Source organism: Prosthecobacter algae, from assembly GCF_039542385.1.
Lineage (GTDB): Bacteria > Verrucomicrobiota > Verrucomicrobiia > Verrucomicrobiales > Verrucomicrobiaceae > Prosthecobacter > Prosthecobacter algae.
The window spans coordinates 417119-437824 of record NZ_BAABIA010000004.1 but is presented as its reverse complement, the minus strand read 5'-3'; the positions used below and the strand labels follow the sequence as shown (position 1 = coordinate 437824).

Annotated in this window: 18 protein-coding genes; 9 read left to right on the top strand and 9 right to left on the bottom strand. The window is 58.3% G+C overall.

Annotated elements, in window-relative coordinates; translation table 11 throughout:
• Nucleotides 1-10 precede the first annotated feature (10 nt).
• The 9 genes from ABEB25_RS11670 to ABEB25_RS11630 form a co-directional block, all read right to left on the bottom strand.
• Nucleotides 11-919, bottom strand: coding sequence for a hypothetical protein (locus ABEB25_RS11670; protein WP_345736586.1), 909 nt, complete (start codon nucleotides 917-919; stop codon nucleotides 11-13).
• A 51-nt stretch (nucleotides 920-970) separates the two neighbouring features.
• Complete coding sequence (locus ABEB25_RS11665) at nucleotides 971-2365, bottom strand: MotA/TolQ/ExbB proton channel family protein (protein ID WP_345736585.1); 1395 nt, start codon at nucleotides 2363-2365, stop codon at nucleotides 971-973.
• A 254-nt stretch (nucleotides 2366-2619) separates the two neighbouring features.
• Complete coding sequence (gene nusB, locus ABEB25_RS11660) at nucleotides 2620-3039, bottom strand: transcription antitermination factor NusB (protein WP_345736584.1); 420 nt, start codon at nucleotides 3037-3039, stop codon at nucleotides 2620-2622.
• 5 nt (nucleotides 3040-3044) lie between these two features.
• Nucleotides 3045-3551, bottom strand: a complete 507-nt coding sequence (gene ribH / locus ABEB25_RS11655) for a 6,7-dimethyl-8-ribityllumazine synthase (RefSeq protein ID WP_345736583.1) — start codon at nucleotides 3549-3551, stop codon at nucleotides 3045-3047.
• A gap of 39 nt (nucleotides 3552-3590) precedes the next feature.
• Entirely contained in the window at nucleotides 3591-4805 is a 1215-nt protein-coding gene (locus tag ABEB25_RS11650; RefSeq protein ID WP_345736582.1) for a bifunctional 3,4-dihydroxy-2-butanone-4-phosphate synthase/GTP cyclohydrolase II, read from the bottom strand.
• 101 nt (nucleotides 4806-4906) lie between these two features.
• Nucleotides 4907-6109: an ArnT family glycosyltransferase gene (locus ABEB25_RS11645; protein WP_345736581.1), complete on the bottom strand. Its 1203-nt coding sequence runs from the start codon at nucleotides 6107-6109 to the stop codon at nucleotides 4907-4909.
• A gap of 103 nt (nucleotides 6110-6212) precedes the next feature.
• Nucleotides 6213-6983: an SDR family NAD(P)-dependent oxidoreductase gene (locus ABEB25_RS11640; protein WP_345736580.1), complete on the bottom strand. Its 771-nt coding sequence runs from the start codon at nucleotides 6981-6983 to the stop codon at nucleotides 6213-6215.
• A gap of 7 nt (nucleotides 6984-6990) precedes the next feature.
• Nucleotides 6991-7530: an NUDIX hydrolase gene (locus ABEB25_RS11635; protein WP_345736579.1), complete on the bottom strand. Its 540-nt coding sequence runs from the start codon at nucleotides 7528-7530 to the stop codon at nucleotides 6991-6993.
• A 28-nt stretch (nucleotides 7531-7558) separates the two neighbouring features.
• Complete coding sequence (locus ABEB25_RS11630; RefSeq protein WP_345736578.1) at nucleotides 7559-8461, bottom strand: LysR family transcriptional regulator; 903 nt, start codon at nucleotides 8459-8461, stop codon at nucleotides 7559-7561.
• Between the two features lie 94 nt (nucleotides 8462-8555).
• Between ABEB25_RS11630 and ABEB25_RS11625 the strand changes: the two genes are divergently transcribed.
• From ABEB25_RS11625 to ABEB25_RS11585, 9 genes are all read left to right on the top strand, one after another.
• On the top strand, nucleotides 8556-9665 hold the full coding sequence (locus ABEB25_RS11625) for a CmpA/NrtA family ABC transporter substrate-binding protein (RefSeq protein WP_345736577.1): 1110 nt from the start codon (nucleotides 8556-8558) through the stop codon (nucleotides 9663-9665).
• Nucleotides 9662-10948 carry a CmpA/NrtA family ABC transporter substrate-binding protein gene (locus ABEB25_RS11620; protein WP_345736576.1) on the top strand — a complete coding sequence of 429 codons (1287 nt, stop codon included), beginning with the start codon at nucleotides 9662-9664 and terminating at the stop codon, nucleotides 10946-10948. Before ABEB25_RS11625 ends, ABEB25_RS11620 begins: the two co-directional genes overlap by 4 nt.
• A 113-nt stretch (nucleotides 10949-11061) precedes the next feature.
• Entirely contained in the window at nucleotides 11062-11946 is an 885-nt protein-coding gene (gene ntrB, locus ABEB25_RS11615; protein ID WP_345736575.1) for a nitrate ABC transporter permease, read from the top strand.
• Between the two features lie 20 nt (nucleotides 11947-11966).
• Complete coding sequence (locus ABEB25_RS11610) at nucleotides 11967-12875, top strand: ABC transporter ATP-binding protein (protein ID WP_345736574.1); 909 nt, start codon at nucleotides 11967-11969, stop codon at nucleotides 12873-12875.
• Nucleotides 12872-13753 (top strand): ABC transporter ATP-binding protein, encoded by an 882-nt coding sequence (locus ABEB25_RS11605; protein ID WP_345736573.1) that lies wholly within the window; start codon nucleotides 12872-12874, stop codon nucleotides 13751-13753. Before ABEB25_RS11610 ends, ABEB25_RS11605 begins: the two co-directional genes overlap by 4 nt.
• A 41-nt stretch (nucleotides 13754-13794) precedes the next feature.
• On the top strand, nucleotides 13795-15180 hold the full coding sequence (locus ABEB25_RS11600; protein ID WP_345736572.1) for an alginate export family protein: 1386 nt from the start codon (nucleotides 13795-13797) through the stop codon (nucleotides 15178-15180).
• A gap of 421 nt (nucleotides 15181-15601) precedes the next feature.
• Nucleotides 15602-17251, top strand: coding sequence for a diflavin oxidoreductase (locus ABEB25_RS11595; RefSeq protein WP_345736571.1), 1650 nt, complete (start codon nucleotides 15602-15604; stop codon nucleotides 17249-17251).
• Between the two features lie 50 nt (nucleotides 17252-17301).
• Nucleotides 17302-19053, top strand: coding sequence for a NirA family protein (locus tag ABEB25_RS11590; RefSeq protein WP_345736570.1), 1752 nt, complete (start codon nucleotides 17302-17304; stop codon nucleotides 19051-19053).
• 27 nt (nucleotides 19054-19080) lie between these two features.
• Complete coding sequence (locus ABEB25_RS11585) at nucleotides 19081-20703, top strand: DmsC/YnfH family molybdoenzyme membrane anchor subunit (protein ID WP_345736569.1); 1623 nt, start codon at nucleotides 19081-19083, stop codon at nucleotides 20701-20703.
• The last annotated feature ends 3 nt before the right edge of the window (nucleotides 20704-20706 follow it).

The following is a 20706-nucleotide window of genomic DNA, read 5'->3' as shown; positions in this document are numbered from 1 at the left end:
AATGGGCTGGTTACGATTTTTTAGTTTCCGGCGCCGGTGCGGGGGCGGGCGCTGGGGCCCCTGCGGCTGGAGGAGGGGAGATTTTCCCACGATACTTGTCAAAGAGGGCGAGATCCAACTGACCACGGCCAGGAATAGGCAGCTTGCCGATGCGGATGCTGTAATCGGACTCGGCACGGCCAGCACCCGTGTTGAAAGCGGCCTGACCGTCATCACGGATGAGGAAGAGGATGAGCGAGTTTTTATCCTTCGCTGCCTCGGCGAGCAGGTGATTAAACGAAACATCGGACACCACGACGCTGGGGGTGGCGGCCAAACGATAGTCTTCGCCCCAAGCCCCAAGAACCCGGAGAGAGCCAGAAGAGCATTCAACGAAGTACACTTTGGTCGCATCGGCCATGCCTGATCCAGAGGGCTGAACAATGACTGGCGGCACCTTTTTCTCTGGTGGCACCTGGCGCTTTTTCAGTTCGGCAGCGAGCAGTTCGATCTCCTTTTGGGTTTCCTTCTGCTGGCGGCCAATGCCGTCGATCTCGGTCAAAAGATCGTCGAGTTCCTTTTGGAGTTTCTGGCTGATCTCTTTGTTTTGCTCCTTCAGTTCCTTGGAGGTGTCGAGCAGCTTGCGCAGTTTGACAAAACGCTGCTGCTTGTCGTCCAGGTTCTTTTGCACTTCCTTCAGTTTGGCCAGTTTTTCGGCAATCAAGGTCTGTAGTTTCTCCCTCTCCTTGATCTCCTTGAGCATGTCTTTGTACTCCTGGGCCATCTTGATCTCTTCTGGCGTGCGTCCCTTGGTCTGCTGAGACTGGGAGACGCAGAGCACGACGATGATCAGGATCAGAACGCCGATCAAGGAACATAGAATGTCCAGGAAAGGGATGAGAAGAATCTCATCTGTTCCTTTATGACGTCGTTTGGCCATGGGGGATCAAAGAAAGAAGACGCAGAGAGGGTGGGGAAAAAAGAGCGCGGATCAGTCCTGTTTGCTGAACCAACCCTTCTTTTTGACCTGATGAATGATGACCTGCTTGCCACCCAGTTCGGTCAGCACATTATTGAGGCCCTGAATGCCGGAAGCGAGAGCGCGGGTGTATTCGGAGGTGGTCTTGACGCTGTCTTTGATGGCACCGGTAAGGTCTTCGCGCATGCGGTTCATGGCCATGGTGAATTCGGCATCCACACGCTCCTGATGGGCAGTGGCGCGCTTGTCCAGATTGGCTGCCTGCTCATTGATGCGGGCGGAGAGGGAGTTGAGGTCCACGAGGAACTCTTTCTGGGCCTGGGCGACGGCGCGGACGAGGGTATCCATGACGCCATTGGTATCGCCACCGGCGATGCTGCCACCATCATTGAGACGGGGGAGGAGGATTTCGTTGCAGAAGGCGTCGATGTCGTTCAGGCAGTCGTCCTCACTCTTCATCATAGAGTTCATGGGGAAGTTCAAGAGCATGGCGAGAACCAGGCCGAGGAGGGTGGCATCGAAGGCGGTACCCAGACCGCTGGTGACGCTGTTGATCGAGGACATAATGGCATTGACGTCTTCAACGTTGGAGAAGTTCATGCCGCCGATGGCGTGGGAGAGACCAAGCACGGTACCGATGAATCCGAGAATCGGGATGGCCCACAGGAAAGCTTTCAGGAGGGTGAAGCTTCCGCCGATGCGCATGCTGTCGATGTCAGACTGGCTGGAGAGCATGTTGGTGACGTCACCGACGTTCTGCTTGACCTCAAAGAGTTCGAGAGCCTTGCGGATGCGGTTCACCATCATGCTGTCGCGAAGACGGACAGGCAGCTTGTAGAGGTTATCGATGAAGGAACTGACGTTCTGGGCATTGATCTCACTGCCGAGTTCCCAAGGCAGCACGTCCAGAAGCAGGGCCTCGCGCTGGTGGCGGAGCTTTTTGAACTTGAGGTAAAGGATGGCCATCGCCCAGGTGAAGAACAGCGTGTTGGTGAAACTCACCAGCATGTGCTTGTAAAACAGGGAGGCAATGAACTGCATGCCGGTGTAGTCGGCAGGCGAGGTGCCCTCAGGCGCCTGGAACGGAAAAAGGATGCCAACCCAGGCGAGGAAAAGAACCACGCCCATGCCAAAACTGAGCATCGGGTTTGGGTTTGATGGGTCTGTTTCTTCCCAACCACCACGCTCCTGGCGATGCTGCTGGAGCTCATCTGCCGGGGGGGCAGGCTCACCGGATGATTCATACGGAGCGGCCGCATCTGGCGGGGGGGTGTACCCCGTGGGAGAAGGCAGGCCAGAGGGAGGAGGCAGATCCCCGCCGACGCTGGCAGGGATGGAAAGCTTGCTGTTGCAACCGGGGCAGCGGACGACTTTGCCAGCCATGTCGGGCTCGGCTTTCAACTGCATGTCACAAGAGGGGCACTTAAATTTCACAGTTTGATTCTCCTTCGTTCCTGATGGTTTATGGGGGTGGGCAAGTGGGATGTTATGAAAGCGTTTGTAGGCGCATCAACAAGTTCTTTTCTGTCGTGAATCGGCGCTTTTTGAACATTTGCCCGGCTTTGGTCAATTCCGGTTCATTGCAAGTGCAAAAAGCACACCACAAACACTGGGCGGTGAATCCCAGCGGAAGAGTGTTTGAGGTGGACTGCTGCCACCGCTCAATTGTTCGATTTTGGCCGGACTTTCTGGGCGATCTTGTGAAGGATGCCGTTCACAAAGGAGCCTGACTCCCCTGCCCCGAGGGCCTTGGCGATCTCGATGGCTTCATTGATGATAACGGGTGCGGGCACTTCCGGCACATGCAGCATTTCATAGACGGCGAGGCGCAGGACATTGCGGTCCACGTAGGCGAGACGCTGGATGCGGAAGTTTTCCAGCACGGGCTCAATCAGCCCATCAATCTCGGTGACATGGGCCTGGACGCCCTGGATGAGCGATTCGGCGTAGGTGCGGACGGAATTTTTGGCGTTGTGAATGGTCCAAAAAGCTTCCTGCTCCTCGGGGGTGTGTTCACCATGGAGCTCACTGGCAAACAGAAACTGGACGGCGGCTTCGCGTCCTTCGCGGCGTTTTCCCATATAGATCAGGCGGTCTCCAGTTCAGGTTGACCGGCAAAGCTGGCGCGCATTTTGCGGAAGAGGGCGATCATGTTCACGGCGACCTGGGCAGCCTCGGTGCCCCGGTTGATTTTGACGCCGAGGCAGCGCTCTTCGGCCTGTTCTTCGGAACTGACGAGCAGTACCTCATGGACGACCGGGAGGGTGTGGCGGACGGCCATCTGCTGGAGGGCATCGGTAACGGAAGCGCCAACCAGGTCTGCATGCTCAGTGGAGCCACGGATGATGACGCCGAAGGCGATGACGGCATCTGGGCGGGTGTTTTTGATCACCAGCTCGGTGCAGACGGGGATCTCAAAAGCGCCTGGCACGCGATAAACGGTGATGGTGGCATTGGGTGCCAGCTCTTCCAGTTCTTCACGCCCGGCGTCAATGAGACCCTGGACGAACTGGTTGTTATAAAGACTGGCCACAATCGCGATGGAGACGCGATCCTGGATGGGACGGGGACGACTGGGACCGTATTGAGACATGAGGGAGGGATAAAGGGCCTGAAAAGGAAGCGGAGCGAATCAGAGCTTGTGGCCGAGTTTTTTCTTTTTGGTTTCGAGGTACTTTTTGTTGTGCGGATTCGGTTCGGAAATGACGGGAACCTGCTCCGTGATTTCCAGCTTGTGACCTTCCAGTCCCACGACCTTGCGGGGATTATTGGTCATGAGGCGGATTTTGCGCACGCCGAGGTCGGAGATGATCTGGGCACCGATGCCATAGTCCCGCAGGTCCATGGCGTAACCGAGCTTGAGATTGGCCTCGACGGTGTCGAGCCCTTCTTCCTGGAGCTTGTAGGCCATGATCTTGCCGTGGAGGCCGATGCCGCGCCCTTCATGACCACGCATGTAGATGATGATGCCGCGTCCGGCCTCGGCCACCTTGGTCATGGCGGCGTGGAGCTGGCTACCGCAATCGCAGCGGCGGGAGGCAAAGATATCGCCCGTGAGGCATTCGCTATGCACCCGGACGAGGGTGGGAGTTTCCGCATCAATGTCCCCCATGACGAGGGCGACGTGGTGGACGCTGTCGATGCTGCTCTTATATAGATGGAGCTTAAAGACACCAAAGTCGGTGGGCATGTCCACGACTTCGATCTTTTCCACCAGCTTTTCACTGCGACGGCGGTAGGCGATGAGCTCGGCGATGGAGCAAACCTTGAGCTTGTGCTTTTTGGCAAACTTTTGCAGGTCTGGCATGCGAGCCATGGTGCCATCGGGATTCATGATCTCGATGAGAACGCCCGCTTCGCGAAGGCCTGCAAGGCGGCAGAGGTCCACGGCGGCCTCCGTATGGCCAGCGCGGCGCAAGACCCCGCCGGGTTTGGCCACAAGGGGGTTGATATGCCCGGGCTGAACGAAGTCGGCAATGGTGCTTTGGGGCTCTCCCAGCAGGCGAATGGTGCGGGCGCGGTCCGCTGAACTAATCCCAGTGGAGATGCCTTCGGCGGCATCCACGGTCACGGTGAAATCGGTGCGGAAAGCCTCGCGGTTCTCCGGCACCATGCTTTCGAGATTGAGCTGTTTGGCAATGGCGAGGGACACGGGGACGCAAAGCATGCCGCCGCCTTCACGCACCATGAAGGTGACCATTTCAGGGGTGATGGCCTCAGCCGCGCAGATGAGGTCCCCCTCATTTTCACGGTCTTCATCATCAGTCACGATCACCATGCGGCCGGCACGGATGTCCGCGATGACGGATTCGACAGAGTCGCAGACGTGGGTCTTCTTGCTGGGCATAGGGAGGTAGGAAAGATCTGCGCCGAGACGAGAAAGCGCGGCGACTGGGGAGATACGAATCTAGACGCACCTTGGGGCAATTCCAGTGCGATTTGATCTTTTCAGCCCGTGACGCTCACACGCAGGTGGCGTTTAAAGACGTGGGCGATGCCAAGCCATAGCACCGGCACCATGAGGACAAAGTAGCGAGGTAGGCTGGGAGCGAGACTGCTGCCGCCCAAGTAAAAGGCGGCCATGGCCATCAAGAGCCAGATTTCCACTGGTACGGTGCGCCAGAAGCGCAGGCCGAGCAGACCTGCCAGCAAGGCCATGACAATCACGGGCCCATTGAAGGCGATGAGGACGATGGTGCGCAGCTCTTCCGGCTGGTGGGAACGAGGAAAACCGAAGGCCAAGCGAGTGAGATTGCAGACCCAGTTGTAGGCGACCCGGGCAGGATTGGCCTTGAAATTGGCGACGGCAGCGGCTTTCAGCCTTTCTTCCCGCTCCAAGATGGGGTGGGGTAACAGGTCCTGGTAAAACTCACGATGAGCGGGATTGATAAACTCCTGGGTTTGCACATCCTCTTTCCCAAACCAGTGGCCATTTTCCCCTTCATGATGGCTGCTAATCCAATAGAGAAGCTCACCGCTGTTGGTGGACCAACAAAGGAACTGGCCGGTTTTTGACTGGGTGTAGGCGAGATAAGGAGAGCAGAAAAGCAACGCCCCTACCAGGATGATGAGGGTGCGCAGCAGTGCCGGGCGCCATTCCTTGATGAGCAGAAGCATCACGCTGAGGGCCGCCGTAGCCATGAGGACGTGGCCAAAAAACACGCGTGTCAAAATGAGCCAGCCGAAGAAAACGATGGCGGCCAACATCCATTTCCACCCACGATCCCGCAAAGCATGGGTGAAAGCCCAGATAAATCCGGTGAAGGCAAAGGTGGACATGGGCTCCGTCATGAGGGAAAAGCCCATCCACAGCATGGTGGGATGAAAGGCTGTGATGAAGGCCCCAGCAAAAGCCCACCCCGCCCCAGCATAGTGGCGCACGGTGAGCCAGACAAAACCCACAGCCGCAGCCATGAAAAAGGCATTCAGGATGCGCGCCAGCCGCCATGCATCCGGCCCACCGCCGACAAACGGCATGAGCACTAGGGGATAGGCGGGGCCATTGACGATATCGGGCTCGTCGGAAGTGACATAGAAGCCTTGGGTGAGATTAGTGGCATAGTCGATATAGCGCTGCTCATCCCAAACGGTGCTTTCCGAATGCCGGACAAAGGACAGGACGCTGTAAATCAACAGGGTGGCGACGACCAAGAGGATTCCGGGTCGATGGGAGGGAGCAGGGACAACTGGCGACGATGACATCCGAGTACTGAACGGGGACTTCCAAAAAAGTGCCAGTGAAGATTTAATTTCTTCACAGAGCGCGCGCAAAGGCCCCACCATCCACCAGCAGAGCCTCGCCCGTGATGTAGCTGCCGGCTTCACTGGCCAGCATGAGGGCGGGACCAGCAAGCTCGCGAGGCTGGCCCCAGCGTTTAAGGGCAGTACGATTGGCAAAGGCCTCCTTTTCAGGATCGCTGAGGAGGCTCATGGGAAGATCGGTGAGAAAGGGGCCCGGGCAAAGGCAGTTGACGGTGATGTTGTAGGTACCGAGATCGATGGCACTGGCTTTGGCAAGGCCGATGAGCCCGGCCTTGCAGGCGGAGTAGGCATTGCGCTTTTCCTTGGAGCCGACGCCAAGCACGGAGGAAATGTGGATGACGCGGCCCCACTGCCTCTCCTTCATTCCGGGGACGAGGGCGCGCGTGAGAGCCATGCAGGAAGTGAGATCCAGCTCGACAATGCGATCCCAGGCTTCATCGGTGATTTCGTCAATGGCCTGGGGCTGATTAGAACCGGCGTTGTTGATGAGGATGTCCACCTTCCCGAGGCGTTTGACGGCTTCTGCCGCGAGGGCCTTGACTTGGGCACGGTCCACCATGTCGGCCACCATCCATTCGACACGCACGGGGAGCCCTTCGCCAATCTCGGCGGCTGCGGATTTGAGCTCCCCCTCGCTACGGCTGGAGATGAAGACATCTGCCCCTGCTTCGGCAAAGGCACGCGCCATGGCTTTGCCGAGGCCCTTGCTGCCTCCGGTGACGAGTGCTGCCCTGCCAGTGAGATCAAAGAGTGGGTGGATCATGAGGCAGTCATACAAGCCGGGCGCGCTGTTCTTGCAACCTTCTCACGGCTTCGGCATTCGATTCGAAGGCGAAGTCGGCCAAGGGAACTTCAGCCAGCGGCAGGGCGAATATTTCTGAGACCTCCTCAGGGCTGGGTGCGAGTGAATCGAACCCAGGCACACTGGCTGTAAAAAATAGATCAAGGGTGGGCCAGAGATAGTCCTGGTAATAGTACCAGTTAGGCAGGGAGGCAAAATAGCGAAAGGCAGAGGGTGGCAGGTCCAGCCCCACTTCCTCGCGGGTTTCACGTGCAGCGGCTTCCTCTCCAGTTTCGGCTGGCTCTATGACACCCCCAGGAAGTCCCAATTTACCCAGACCTGGCTCATGGGCGCGCCGAGTCACCAGCAAGCGACCGTCGGCATCCAAGATGAGGGCGCAGGCAGCCGGGAATGGGGTGATGAAGTGGCGGTAACCGCAGTCATCGCAGACATGCTCGCGGGAGCTGGCGGCCGCCATGGTGTCATGGCCGCAGCGGGAGCAGTATTGAAAGGGTGAACCTGTGATCATAAGAATGAAAGAATACGCCTAACCAAGTTTACTGCATGTATTTTCCCACCTGCTCGCAGAGACCCACGAAGGTCCTTTCCGCCAGATTGAGCGGGCGGCCCTTGAGATGCGAGGTGACCCAACGACGGCGGAGGCGGGCCTTGGGAAGGGGCACGGGGACGAGCTGGCCTGCGGCGATTTCGTTGCGAGCGATCCAGCGGGCCGCGATGGCAACCCCGAGGCCCAGTTTGGCCAGTTCCTTGATGGCCTCACTGCTGCCCAGCTCGATGAAATGATTGAGCCGGACGCCTTGCTTGAGGAAGAACTCCTGGATCATGGCAAAATTCAGGCTGCTGCGGCTGGAGACAATGAAGGTCTCCGAAGTAGCGTCCTTGATCCGCGGAGGCTTCGTCGCCCAACTATGAAGAGGGGAAACCAGGAACTCGAGTTCATCCTCAAAGATGGGGTGGCAGTCCAGGCGTGAGACATCCGGGGGCCGCAGGGTGACGGCGAGGTCCACTTCATTGCTCAGGAGTTTTTCGATGGTTTGCGGGGTTTCTCCCGGCACCACGCGGATCTCATACTGGGAGAAGCTTTCCTTAAACTCCCGCAAGACGGTGGGCAGGATGAACTGGGAGGCTGCCGGTGTACAACCAATGGTTAGGCGACCCCGAGGAGTCATGTCCAGCGCGCCTAGCATGGCACGGGCCTGGTTCATTTCCTGCATGATGGTTTCTGCATGGGGAAGGAGCTCGCGCCCGTGGTGGGTGAGGTGCACGCTTTTACCCTGGCGATGGAAAAGCTGGCAGGCGAGGTCGGTCTCCAGGGCCTTGATGGCATGGCTGATGGCGGACTGAGTGAGATGTAACTCACGGCCAGCCTGTGTGAAGCTACCAGTGCGGGCCAGGGAGATGAAAGCGCGAAGCTGTCGGGTATCGAGCGGTTGATCCATGAATTCCATTCATACTCCAAGTGAAAAAGATTGCGCATGGTTTCTGCATGAGGTTGGCACGCTGGCACCTCTGCTGCTGATGCAATGAAGAGTCATGCCAAAGTCAGCTCTTCTTTCCTCCACCCCTCTTGCCGGGGTCGTAAAGCCAGTCCGCATCGGATTCATTCCGCTGGCCGACTGTGCGCCGTTACTGGTGGCGAAGGAGAAAGAGCTGTTCCGCAAACATGGTGTCAAAGTCGAACTGAGTTGTGAGGTCGGGTGGGCCACCATCCGGGAGAAGCTGCTCTATGGCCAAGTGGACGCTGCGCACGCCATCGCCGGGCTGGCACTTGCGATGCGTCTGGGCCTGAGCACGCCCCCTTGTAGGGTGGTGGCCCCATTCGTCTTCAACCTGAACGGCGACGCCATCACGCTGAGCCGCGATCTGTGGAACCGGGGGGTGCGAGATGCCGCCAGCCTGAAGAAGCTGATCCGCAGCACCACCTCCCGCCGCCTGACCTTCGGCATGGTCTCACGCTACGCGGCCCATCACTTTCTGCTCCGCCGCTGGCTTATTTCGGGAGGCATTGATCCCAACCAGGATGTGCGCATCGTGGCGCTGCCACCCACCCAGATGGCGGCCAATCTGGCTGCGGGACTGATTGATGGCTACTGCGTGGGCGAACCCTGGAACTCCGTCGCGGTGGACAAGGGTGTGGGCTGGATCGCCGCGACGAGTGAAGAGCTTTCCCCAGGACACCCAGAAAAGGTGCTGCTGATGAACGAGGTTTTCATTGAGCAGCATAGCGACCAGGCCCATGCCATCCGTGAGGCTTTGCGCGAGTCCTGCGCTTTTTGTGATGTGAAGGGCAACCGCCCCGAAGTCGTGCGAATCCTGGCCGACAGCGGTTACTTTTCCCATGGTGAGGACATCCTCAGGCGCTCCTTGATCGGCCCTTTTGACCTGGGCACAGGCAAGAGCAGCGATGCGGCGAATTTCCACATCTTCCACCGCTATGAGGCGAACGAGACGACCAGCGAGCGTGGGCGCTGGCTGGTGGATGAATTCATTGCCCACGGCCTGATCCTTCCAAGCCAGCGCGCTGAGGCCAGCGATGCGCTACGCGAGTGCTGGAACTCAGATGCCCTCCCTTTCCCTGCACTGCAAGCCGCCGCCAAGAAAACCAGCAAAACCAACAAACGATCCACCCCTGCCAACGCATGAAATCACCTGTTTCCACCCTCTCCCGTCGCAGCCTTTTGCAGCGATCCACAGCGGCCAGTCTCGGCACGCTCCTAGCCGGCCTTCCCCAAGGCTGGGTGGGCAGCGCCTATGCCGATGATTCCCCTGAACGGCCCGATGTGAATCTGGGCATCATCGCGCTGACAGACTGCTCCAGCATCGTCATCGCGCATGAAAAGAGCCTGTTCAAAAAATATGGCATCAAATCCACGGTGACAAAAGGGGCGAGCTGGGCGGCCATCCGCGACTCGCTGAGCAATGGTGACATCCAAGCCACACACATGCTGATTGGCATGCCGATTGCCAGCACAATGGGACTGGGAGGTGCCCCCAAAAAGCCGATGATCATTCCCTGGCTGCTCAATCGCAACGGCCAGGCCATCACCCTGAAAAAGGAGCTGAAGGGCAAAGTTGCCGATGATCCGAAGGCGCTGAAACCTTTCGTGGATGAGGCCAAGGCGGCGGGCAAACCGATGGCCTTTGCCATGACTTTCCCCCCTGGCACCCATGCCATGTGGATGCGCTATTATCTGGCCGCAGGCGGCATCCACCCTGGCGATGCGAGCGGTGCGGGAGCCGATGTTTCCCTCATCACCATTCCGCCTCCGCAGATGGTGGCGAACATGAAGGTGGGGCAGATGGATGGCTTTTGCGTGGGGGAACCCTGGAATGCGCGCTCCATCTCCGATGACATCGGATTCACCGCCATCACCACCCAGGCTATCTGGAAGGACCATCCGGAAAAAGTCTGCGCTTTCACCGAAGAATTCGCCGAGAAAAATCCGAAGACGGTGAAGGCCGTGCTGAAGGCTCTGCATGAGGCCAGCGTGTGGCTGGACAAGATGGAAAACCGCGAAGAGCAGGCGAAAATTGTCAGCGCCCCGACTTACATTAACTGCCCGCCGGAAACCATCCTGGGTCGCCTCCAAGGCAAATACGACATGGGAGACGGGCGCCGCTTCCGTGACCCGAACTACATGATTTTCAGCGACCGCAACTGCAACTACCCACAGGCGAAGTATTCGCACTGGTGGCTGACGCAGCTTCGCCGCTGGGGCTTCACTGAGGGGGCACCGGACTATGCGGCTGTGGCCAAACAGGTGATGCGCGGTGACATTTATGAAGAAGCGATGAAGGAGATCGGCTACGCCCACGGCGGTGCTGATGACAAGCCGGAATCCTTCTTTGACGGAAGTGTTTTTGATCCCAAAAGCGACCTGGAGGCCTACGCAGCCAGCTTCGCTATCAAGAGCCTCAAAGCCTAACAAACTGTAACCCAATATCCGCCGGATGTGGCGCACGGATAGAGGTCTCCTCTGCGCCAGATCCGGCCTCATGCCCGGAGCTTCCCCCCTTTCCCTCCACCCCCACTCCTCCTATGAACCTGCTCCAACGCTACAAACTCGACACCCTGCTCCTGCCCCTGGGAGCCATCCTGGTCTGCTGCCTCCTCTGGTATGGCATTGCAGGCAAATCGGTCACGACTGTGAAGAAAGATGACTGGGGAGACACCGTCAAGGAAACCAAACGCTACGGCATCTCCAAGGACCTGCCCACACCGGCGGAAACCTGGACGGCGAGCCGTTTGTATGTGGTGGAACCCTTCGCCAAGCGGGGTGAGCTGGATCAGGGCATCCTCCGCTTTACTTGGCTGTCGCTGAAGCTCGTGGCGCAGGGTTATTTCCTGGCACTCGTCATCGGCACGCCCATCGGATTTTTCTTGGGCCTTTCCAAGAAGTTCACCATCGCCTTTGACCCCATTATCCAGGTGTTGCGACCGGTTTCGCCCCTGGCCTGGCTGCCCCTGGGCATGATTCTTTTCAGCGGAGTGAAGATCATGGACGAGGGCGGGCGCACCACTTTCGGTGCCTCGGATGCAGCGGCCCTTTTCACCATCGCCATCTGCGCCATGTGGCCCACGGTGATGAACACCGCCGTCGGAGTGCGTGCCGTGCCGCAGGATTACCTGAATGTGGCGAAGGTGCTGAAGCTCTCCAAAAACAAGACGCTGTGGAAGGTGCTCGTCCCGGCCACCCTGCCCTACATGTTTACCGGTTTCCGACTCAGCCTGGGCATTGCCTGGCTGGTCATTGTGGCGGTGGAGATGCTCACCGGGAGGCCCGGTGTGGGCGGCTTCCTGTGGCAGCAATACAACGCGAACAGCTTTGCCCACATCATTCTCTGCATCCTTACCATCGGCATCATCGGCTACGTCCTGGACCGCCTGATGAGTGTGATCGAAGGACGCTTCAAAACCGCCTAACCGGAGGAATTTCATTCGATATGCCGCTCATCGAAATCAAAAACGCATCCAAAGGCTTTGGCCGCACTGAGGTGCTGAAAGACATCAACCTCTCCGTCGAGGAGGGTGAGTTTGTCGTCATCGTTGGTTATTCCGGCTCCGGAAAAAGCACCCTGATCAATCTGATCTCCGGCCTGGTCAAACCCGACACCGGGGTGGCCTTGATCGAAGGGAAACCCATCACGGAGCCGGGACCGGATCGCGGTCTCGTCTTTCAAAACTACTCCTTGCTGCCTTGGCTGACCGTAGAGGAAAACATTGCGCTGGCTGTGGACGAAGTTTTCAAAGACTGGACCAAGGAGCAACGCAAGGCCCATGTGGCGAAGCACATCGCAATGGTGAAGCTGAGCCACGCGGCCCACAAACTGCCCAAGGAGCTTTCCGGCGGGATGAGGCAGCGTGTTTCTGTGGCCCGCACCCTGGCCATGAACCCCAAGGTCCTCCTGATGGATGAGCCGCTAAGTGCGCTGGATGCACTAACCCGCGCCACTTTGCAGGATGAGATCGCCGATATCTGGCTGAACAACAAGACCACCGTGGTCTGGATCACCAACGATCCCGACGAGGCCATCCTAGTGGCTGACCGGGTGATCCCGCTGCTGCCCACCTCACCCGCCACGCTGGGAGAATCCATCCTGGTGGACATCGAAAGGCCACGCGACCGCAAGGCGATCAACCATGATCCGAAGTTTAAAAAACTGAGGGCCCACCTCATCAGCATCCTGCTGGATGCGAAGGGCAAAAACAAAACGAAGTCGAGCGTCAAACTGACCCTTCCCGACATTCTTCCCGAGGATCTGAATCACGTGAACAGCTTTGAGTTCCTAAACCGCCGTGGTCCGAAACGCCGCAACGAAATCAAAAACGAAGAAGTGGAGGTGCCCGCATGAGTTTGCCGAATCCCAAAATGCTGGAGCTGGACCGCCTGTGGAAAATCTATGACACGCCTAAAGGTCCGGCGACGATCGTCAAAAACTTCAACCTGAAGCTGAAGGAAGGCGAGTTTGCGACGCTCATCGGCCATAGCGGCTGCGGCAAAAGCACTGTGCTGATGATGGTCGCCGGGCTCAGCGAAGTCAGCCAGGGGAACATGATTCTCGCCGGAAAAGAAGCCGTGGGTCCCGGCCCAGACCGCGGCATTGTTTTCCAGTCGCCCTGCCTACTGCCCTGGATGACGGCCTTTGAGAATGTCATGCTTGGCGTTAACCAAGTTTACTTCACCGCCAGCAAGACCGAGCGCCGCCAGATGGCGGAGTATTACCTCAGCATCGTGGGGCTGGCGGATGCCATGCACAAGTATCCGGCAGAGCTTTCCCAGGGCATGAGACAACGTGTCGGCATCGCCCGGGCCTTTGCCCTGCAGCCCAAGATGTTGCTGCTGGACGAACCCTTTGGTATGCTGGATTCCCTCACTCGTTATGAGTTGCAGGAGGTGCTGCTGGAACTCTGGCGGCGCAACCGCATCACGACGCTGATGGTCACCCACGATGTGGACGAGGCCATCTTTCTTTCGGATCGCGTGGTGATGATGACCGACGGCCCGGAGGCGGAAGTCGGCGACATCCTGAGCATCCCCTTCGAGCGCCCGCGCAACCGCAAGGAGATCATGGAAGACCCACGCTACTACGAGCTGCGCGAGCGCCTGATCACCTTCCTTAACGACCGCTCCCACATCCGTCCGAGCCGGGAGCCTGAGTTTCAGCCCTCCCCGGACATGGCCGCCGAAATGGCCGCCCATGCCATCCCTTTCCCGACAGCCGCCGCTTAGCCGAGAAAAAACAACAACGCACCAACACCCACCCAATACTGATGAAAAGGCTAGCACTCTTCCTGGCAACGGCCTCCCTGGCCCACGCCGGTACCCCCGCCCCCGTAAAACCAGTGCCTCCCGCACCCCTGCCCCCTCCCGGGTATGCTCCCATCACCCTCCTCGACGGCAAACTTACCGTGGACATCCAGGAGAAGATGCGTGTCGAAGTCCGTGAAAACAACTTCGACTTCAACAGTGCCGTCAACGGCCCTCAAGACGCCTCCTGGCTTCTTCAGCGCTTCCGGTTAGGCCTGGGATACAGCTTCACCCCCTGGTTCAAAATCTATGCCCAGGGACAGGACGTCCGCGAAATAGGCGGCAGTCGGCCCAATGAGATCGGCACGTTTGGCTCTGAAGGTGACGACACCTTCGACCTTCTGAAGGGTTACGTGCAACTGGGCGACATCAAAAAAGGTCCCAGCGCCACCATTGGCCGCCAGTTCCTCAGCTATGGAGACCAGCGTCTCGTCGGTCCCCTGGAATGGCTGAACCAGGCACGCACGTTTGACGCACTCAAACTGCGTTATGCGGCACCCAAGTGGTCCCTGGATCTCTTCAGCTCCAGCCCGGTGGTCTTCAAGGACCATGAGTGGAACAAGTCCACCTTGCTGGATGATGATGACAACCTGAACGAAATCTTCAGCGGCCTTTACTTCAGCACGCAGTTCGTGCCGATCAACACCACGACGGATTTCTACGTCTTCCACAAGATGGATGATGGAAATGCTAACTTCGGCCCCAAACTCGGCGATACCAATTTCCTCACCTTTGGCACCCTGTGGAAGGGCGATGCGAAGAAGCTGCGCGGCTGGGACTATGAGACCGAGATGGCTTTCCAAACGGGTGAAGTCAGCGGACGCGACCTGACCGCTTTTGCCGGCCACTGGGGAGCTGGTTACAACTGGTTGGGCCATCCATGGAAACCACGTCTGGGTCTGCAATACAACTATGCCACCGGCGACCAGAACCCTGCGGACGGTGACATTGAAACCTTCCAGAACCTGTATCCGACGAACCATCTGTTCTACGGCTACATGGACACCACCGGCTGGACTAACATGCACAATCCGCAGATCAACTTTAGCGTGACACCGACGCCCAAGCTGAAGCTGATGCTGGACTATCATCTCTACTGGAATGCCAGCAATGACGACGCCTGGCGCCGTGTGAACGGTGTCACGGGGGTCCGCCCAGTGAATGCCGCAGCCCGCAGTGCCAGCAGTTTCCGAGGCCAGGAAGTGGACCTCACCGCCATCTACAAACTCAACCCACATGTGGCCCTTCAGGCTGGTTACAGCCTGTTTATCGCAGGGGACTACCTCTCCGACACTGGAGCCGATGACAATGCCCACTTCGGCTACGTGCAGGTGCAGATTGATTTCTAGCCAAAGATAATACCACAATCTGCCGGCAAGCCACACGACAGGCATTGATGCGCGCAGCTTGACAGAAAGATGGGGGAGCGTGGCACCATCAGTGCCAAAGCACGCCGAAAAGCCCGGCTTACAGTGATCTGACACAGACTGGGCACGCTCCTCTCATTATGAATTATGTTCATGGATATCCAATAAAAGATTCACAGTGTCACTGAAAGCAGGAGACGCAATTGGCACGCAGGCGGCTCATTGAAAAGGGCATTAACCACCGCACTAAATGACATTATCCGATCTCAAAAGCTCCGACTGCTGGCTCAGGATTTGGGATACGATGCCAAACCATATTTTTCATCCTTTTGGTTATATCACTACTCCTCTTTTTCAAGCTGATGACCCTTTCCTGAATCTTCTCTTCACCTGAATCACCTCCATGTCCCGCGTTCCCCTCATCCCTGAATCTGCCCCTTTCTCCGCCGAGCAACGAGCCTGGCTCAATGGCTTTCTGGCCGGCCTGATCAGCCGCGGAGAGAGCCAGGGTGCATCCCTTTCCCCCGCAGCCGAAACAGCGAAAAAGCCCCTGCTCATTGCCTTTGGCAGCCAAAGCGGCAATGCGGAAAGTTTGGCCAAGCGGCTGGCCAGGGAAGCAGCGAGCCGGGGTTTTGCTGCACGCGCGGCAGGCCTCGACTCGCTGCAACCGGCCGACCTTGTCCGCGAACAAAATGTGCTTCTCATCACCAGCACCTGGGGTGAGGGCGACATGCCAGACAACGCCATCTCCTTTTGGGACAGCATCAATCAAAATGGCAGCAGCCCGAAACTGGATGGCGTGAAATACAGCGTCCTCGCCCTCGGTGACAAAAACTACGGTGAGACCTTTTGCCTGGCAGGCAAGAAGCTGGACTCACGATTCGCCGAGCTCGGAGCGACACGTGTGATCGAGCGTGTGGACTGCGATGTCGAATTCGACGAACAGGCTAAGACCTGGAGCAGCAGCGTCTTCAGCGCCCTGGAAACGGGCAGCGCTGCCTCCGTGGCAGTCGTGGCCGAGGTGGCACCTGTAGTAGTGGTCGAAGAAACCGGGTATAACAAAAAGAACCCCTTCCCTGCGCCGCTCATCGGCAATGTCGCGCTGAATGCCACCGGCAGCTCCAAGGACACACGTCACATCGCCTTTTCGCTCGCAGGCTCCGGCCTGGACTATGAGGTGGGCGATGCCCTGGGTGTGTATGTCAAAAACTGTCCGGAAGTGGTGGATGCCATCCTCTCCGCCCACAGCCTGGATCCGCAGTCTGAAGCCACGCTTCCTGACGGTGGTACGGCTTCCCTGCGCGAGGCGCTGATCTCCAGCTACGAAGTGCGCCACCTGCACGGCGTCACACCTAACCATTTATCGAACACGGCTGATTTCGTCACCAGCCTAAGGAAGCTTCAGCCCCGACTTTACTCCATTGCCTCCAGCATCAAGGCTCACCCGGAAGAGGTGCATCTCTGCGTGGGGGCGGTTCGCTATGATGTGCATGGCGTTCAGCACAAAGGTGTGGCCAGCACCTTCCTGGCGGATCGTCTCGCCCTGGGCGAGACGACGGGTGTGTTCTTCCATGTAGCGAAGCACTTCCGCCTGCCCACCGACCTTAGCAAACCTGTCATCATGGTCGGTCCCGGCACCGGCATCGCGCCTTTCCGCGCTTTCCTGGAAGAGCGGGAAGCCACGGGCGCTTCTGGAAAAAACTGGCTCTTCTTTGGCGACCAGCGCCGCGCCACGGACTTTCTCTACCATGACCAGATCATCGAGTGGGTGCAGACGGGCGTCCTAACTCGCCTGGACACGGCCTTCTCCCGTGACCAGGAAGAGAAGATCTACGTGCAGACCCGAATGCTGACCGCTGCGGCCGAGATGTGGCAGTGGCTGGAGGAAGGCGCCCACTTTTATGTCTGTGGCGATGCCAAGCGCATGGCCAAGGATGTGGACGCCGCGCTCCATGAAATCATCCAAACAGCAGGCGGCCGCACGGCTGAAGAGGCCATCGCCTATGTAGCCGACATGAAGAAATACAAGCGCTACCAGCGCGACGTGTATTGAAGCCCCTTCCAAGGCCGGCCCTCAGAAAACACCCTCCACTTTTTAAAGTCATGACCACTCTTGCCATCCCCTCAGCTTCGGCAGACAAAAACTTTTCCGCTGAGCAGCAGCGCTATCTCGAAGGCTTTTTTGCCGGTGTGACCGCAGGCGGTGTTTCCTTTGCAGACCTTTCTGGAGCCACCGCCGCCAAGCCTACGATTCCCGAAGGCCCTTCCCTGGATGACCTCACCAAGGAGGAGCGCATCAAACGCGAACTGCATCCCTTTGATGCCATCGAACAGCTGGTGATGGATGCACGCTGGAATGCCAAGCCCGAGCCCGAGTCCATCTTTCGTTACAAATGGAATGGCCTCTTTTGGCTAAACCCGGTGAAGGACGGCTACATGTGCCGCCTGCGCATCCCAGGCGGGGTGGTGAAAAGTTATCAGCTGCGCGAACTGGCCGCCATCACCAACGAACTGACCTCCGGCTACATCCAGATCACCACTCGCAACAACTTCCAGATCCGCCTCATTGAGCCGAAAAACTGCCCCGAGGTACTGCGGCGCATTCAGTCCTGCGGCCTGCATTTCAAAGGAGCTGGCGCGGACAACATCCGCAACATCACCATGAATCCGTGCGCAGGCTATGACCCCCACGAGATCATGGATGTGCGTGCCCTCGTGAATGAGCTGGCCACGCTGATCATCGCCTCCAAGGAGTTTTATGATCTGCCGCGCAAATTCAATATTGCCTATGATGGAGGCGGCCTGATCAGCGCCGTCGAAGACACCAATGACATCGGTGCCAGCGCCGTGAGAATCCTGGAAAACAGCGAGGGCATCGAACCTGGCGTGTACTTCCGCATCGCCCTGGGCGGCGTCACCGGACACCAGACCTTCGCCAGCGACTGGGGCGTGATTGTGAAGCCCGAGCAGCTCAACAACATCATGGTGGCCCTGCTGCGGGTGTTCATCAAACATGGCGACCGTACCAACCGGAAGAAGGCACGCTTCAAGTATGTGGTCGAGGGTATGGGACTGGACGGAGTGCTGGCGGAAACAGAAAAACTGCTGTCATTCAAACTGACCCGACTGGCACCGGAATCCCCCATCCAGGAAAAGCGTAACTTCACCCAGCAGGGACACTCCCATGTGGGCACCTTTCCCCAGAAGCAGGAAGGCCTCGTCTATGTGGGGGCCAGCGTGCCAGTCGGCCAGATGACCGCCAAGCAGATGGAGCGCATCGCCGATCTTGCTGAGAGCTACGGTTCAGGCGAAGTCCGCCTGACGGTCTGGCAAAACTTCATCATTCCAAACGTGAAGGCTGCCTATGCGGCCACCTTGGCAAAGTCCCTCCGGAAACTGGGCTTTCCCTGCGAACAGTCGAACCTCAAAAGCGGCTTCGTGGCCTGCACGGGTAACAAATATTGCAAATTCGCGGCCAGCGATACCAAGGGCCATGCGATCGCCATGATGGAGTATCTGGACAAGCGGGTGAAGCTGGACAAGCCGGTCAACATTCATTTCACCGGCTGCGCCCACTCCTGCGCGCAGCACTTCATGGGAGACATCGGCCTGCTGGGCACCAAGGTGAAGTCCGAGTCTGGAGAAGGCTACCACATCACGGTGGGTGGCGGCTTTGGTGAGAACCGCAAGATTGGCCGGCAGATCTTCAGCGGGGTGCCCTTTGAATCACTCGGCACCACTCTGGAGACCATGCTGAAAGGCTTCCTGAAGAAGCGCACGCCCGATGAAAGTTTCCACAGCTTTTGCAATCGACACACGGTGGGGCAACTGCAGGAAGCCTTCTGCGAAGAGTAACCGTTCTTAAACGAGAATTTAAGGCTTATGATTTATGATCTAGACCAACCCGGCAGCCATCAGGCAGCCAGCGTGGACGATGTTCGTGAATCCGCCCTCCTCGACAGTCTGTTGCTGGAGAACCTTCTGGAAGAGCAGCAGTGCCTGCGCACGCCTGTGGCCCTGTTTTCCGAAGCCTATGAACAGGACACACCAGCGAGGCGGTTCTCCCATCTCATTCCGCTCGGTAAGCCCCAGCCGGGCGAGCAGTATTCCTTTGAGGTCAATCTGAATTCCTGCACCGGCTGCAAAGCCTGCGTGGCGGCCTGCCACTCCCTGAACGGGCTGGATGACAATGAAAGCTGGCGGGATATCGGCCTGCTGGTGGGCACACGTAAAAAGCCCTATCTGCAGACGGTAACCACGGCCTGCCATCACTGTGCCGACCCGGCCTGCCTGTACGGATGCCCCGTGCTGGCCTATGACAAAGATCCTATCACCGGCATCGTCCGCCATCTGGATGACCAATGTATCGGCTGCAGCTATTGCATCCTGAAGTGCCCTTACGATGTGCCCAAGTTTAACCTCAAGCGTGGCATCGTGCGCAAGTGCGACATGTGCCAAGGCCGCCTGGCAGATGGTGAGGCCCCCGCCTGCGTGCAGGCCTGCCCGAACGAGGCGATCAAGATCAAGACCGTGAAGGTGGAATCCATCCCCGTCTTTGGCAGCATCCTCGCAGGAGCCCATGATTCCGGCTACACACGTCCTGCGACACGTTACATCAGCAGCAAGCCGCTGCCAGACCATGCACGCGCCGCAGATAGTGCGAGGCTGGAGCTGGACCATGGCCACGAGCCCCTGGCCTGGATGCTGGTGCTCACCCAGATGAGCGCAGGCGCTTTCATCGGCTGTGCAGCGGCCATGTGGGCCGATGTACTCTCGCCCGACCAAGCCGCCATCACTTCCGCCGCAGCCTTCTTTTTTGGACTCATCGGCATCGCCCTCAGCGTGCTGCATCTGGGGCAGCCTCTGAAAGCCTGGAGAGCCTTCATGGGGTGGAAAAAATCCTGGCTTTCACGCGAGATCCTCGCCTTCGGTGCCCTGCCTGCCGGTGGCAGTGCTATCGCCGCCACCTGGTGGCTGGGCAATCCTGAGTGGTTGCGGCTGGCCGTCACGGGTACAGCCGGGGCAGCCTTGGCAGCGGTGCTTTGCTCCGTCATGGTTTATGTGGACACGCGGCGTCCCTTCTGGGCTCTGCCGCTCACAGCGGGCAAGTTCCTGGGAACCATGCTGCTGCTGGGCGCGGGCCTTTGCGCCGTTACCTGGAGTTGGTTAGGCCATCCAGCGGTCACCTGGGCCATGGCAGCCACCTTGTTGTTACGGTGGTCGCTCTCCATTTGGGAAATCTCCCGCTACAGGCGGGCTTTGGAAGATGAAGAGTCCCCCTGGCATCGCTCGGCCTGCATTCTTCACAAACATTTGCGCATGCAGATCGAAATGCGAGGGATCCTTTTGATCCTGACGGGTCTTGTGATCCCGGTCACTATCGCCGCAGGCGCTTCTATGTCCTGGCTACTGCCCTTGTCTGTGCTGCTGACGTTTACCAGTCAGTTGATAGAGCGTCGCTATTTCTTCACTGCAGCGGCAGGCTCGAAAATGCCAGGAAACTGAAAG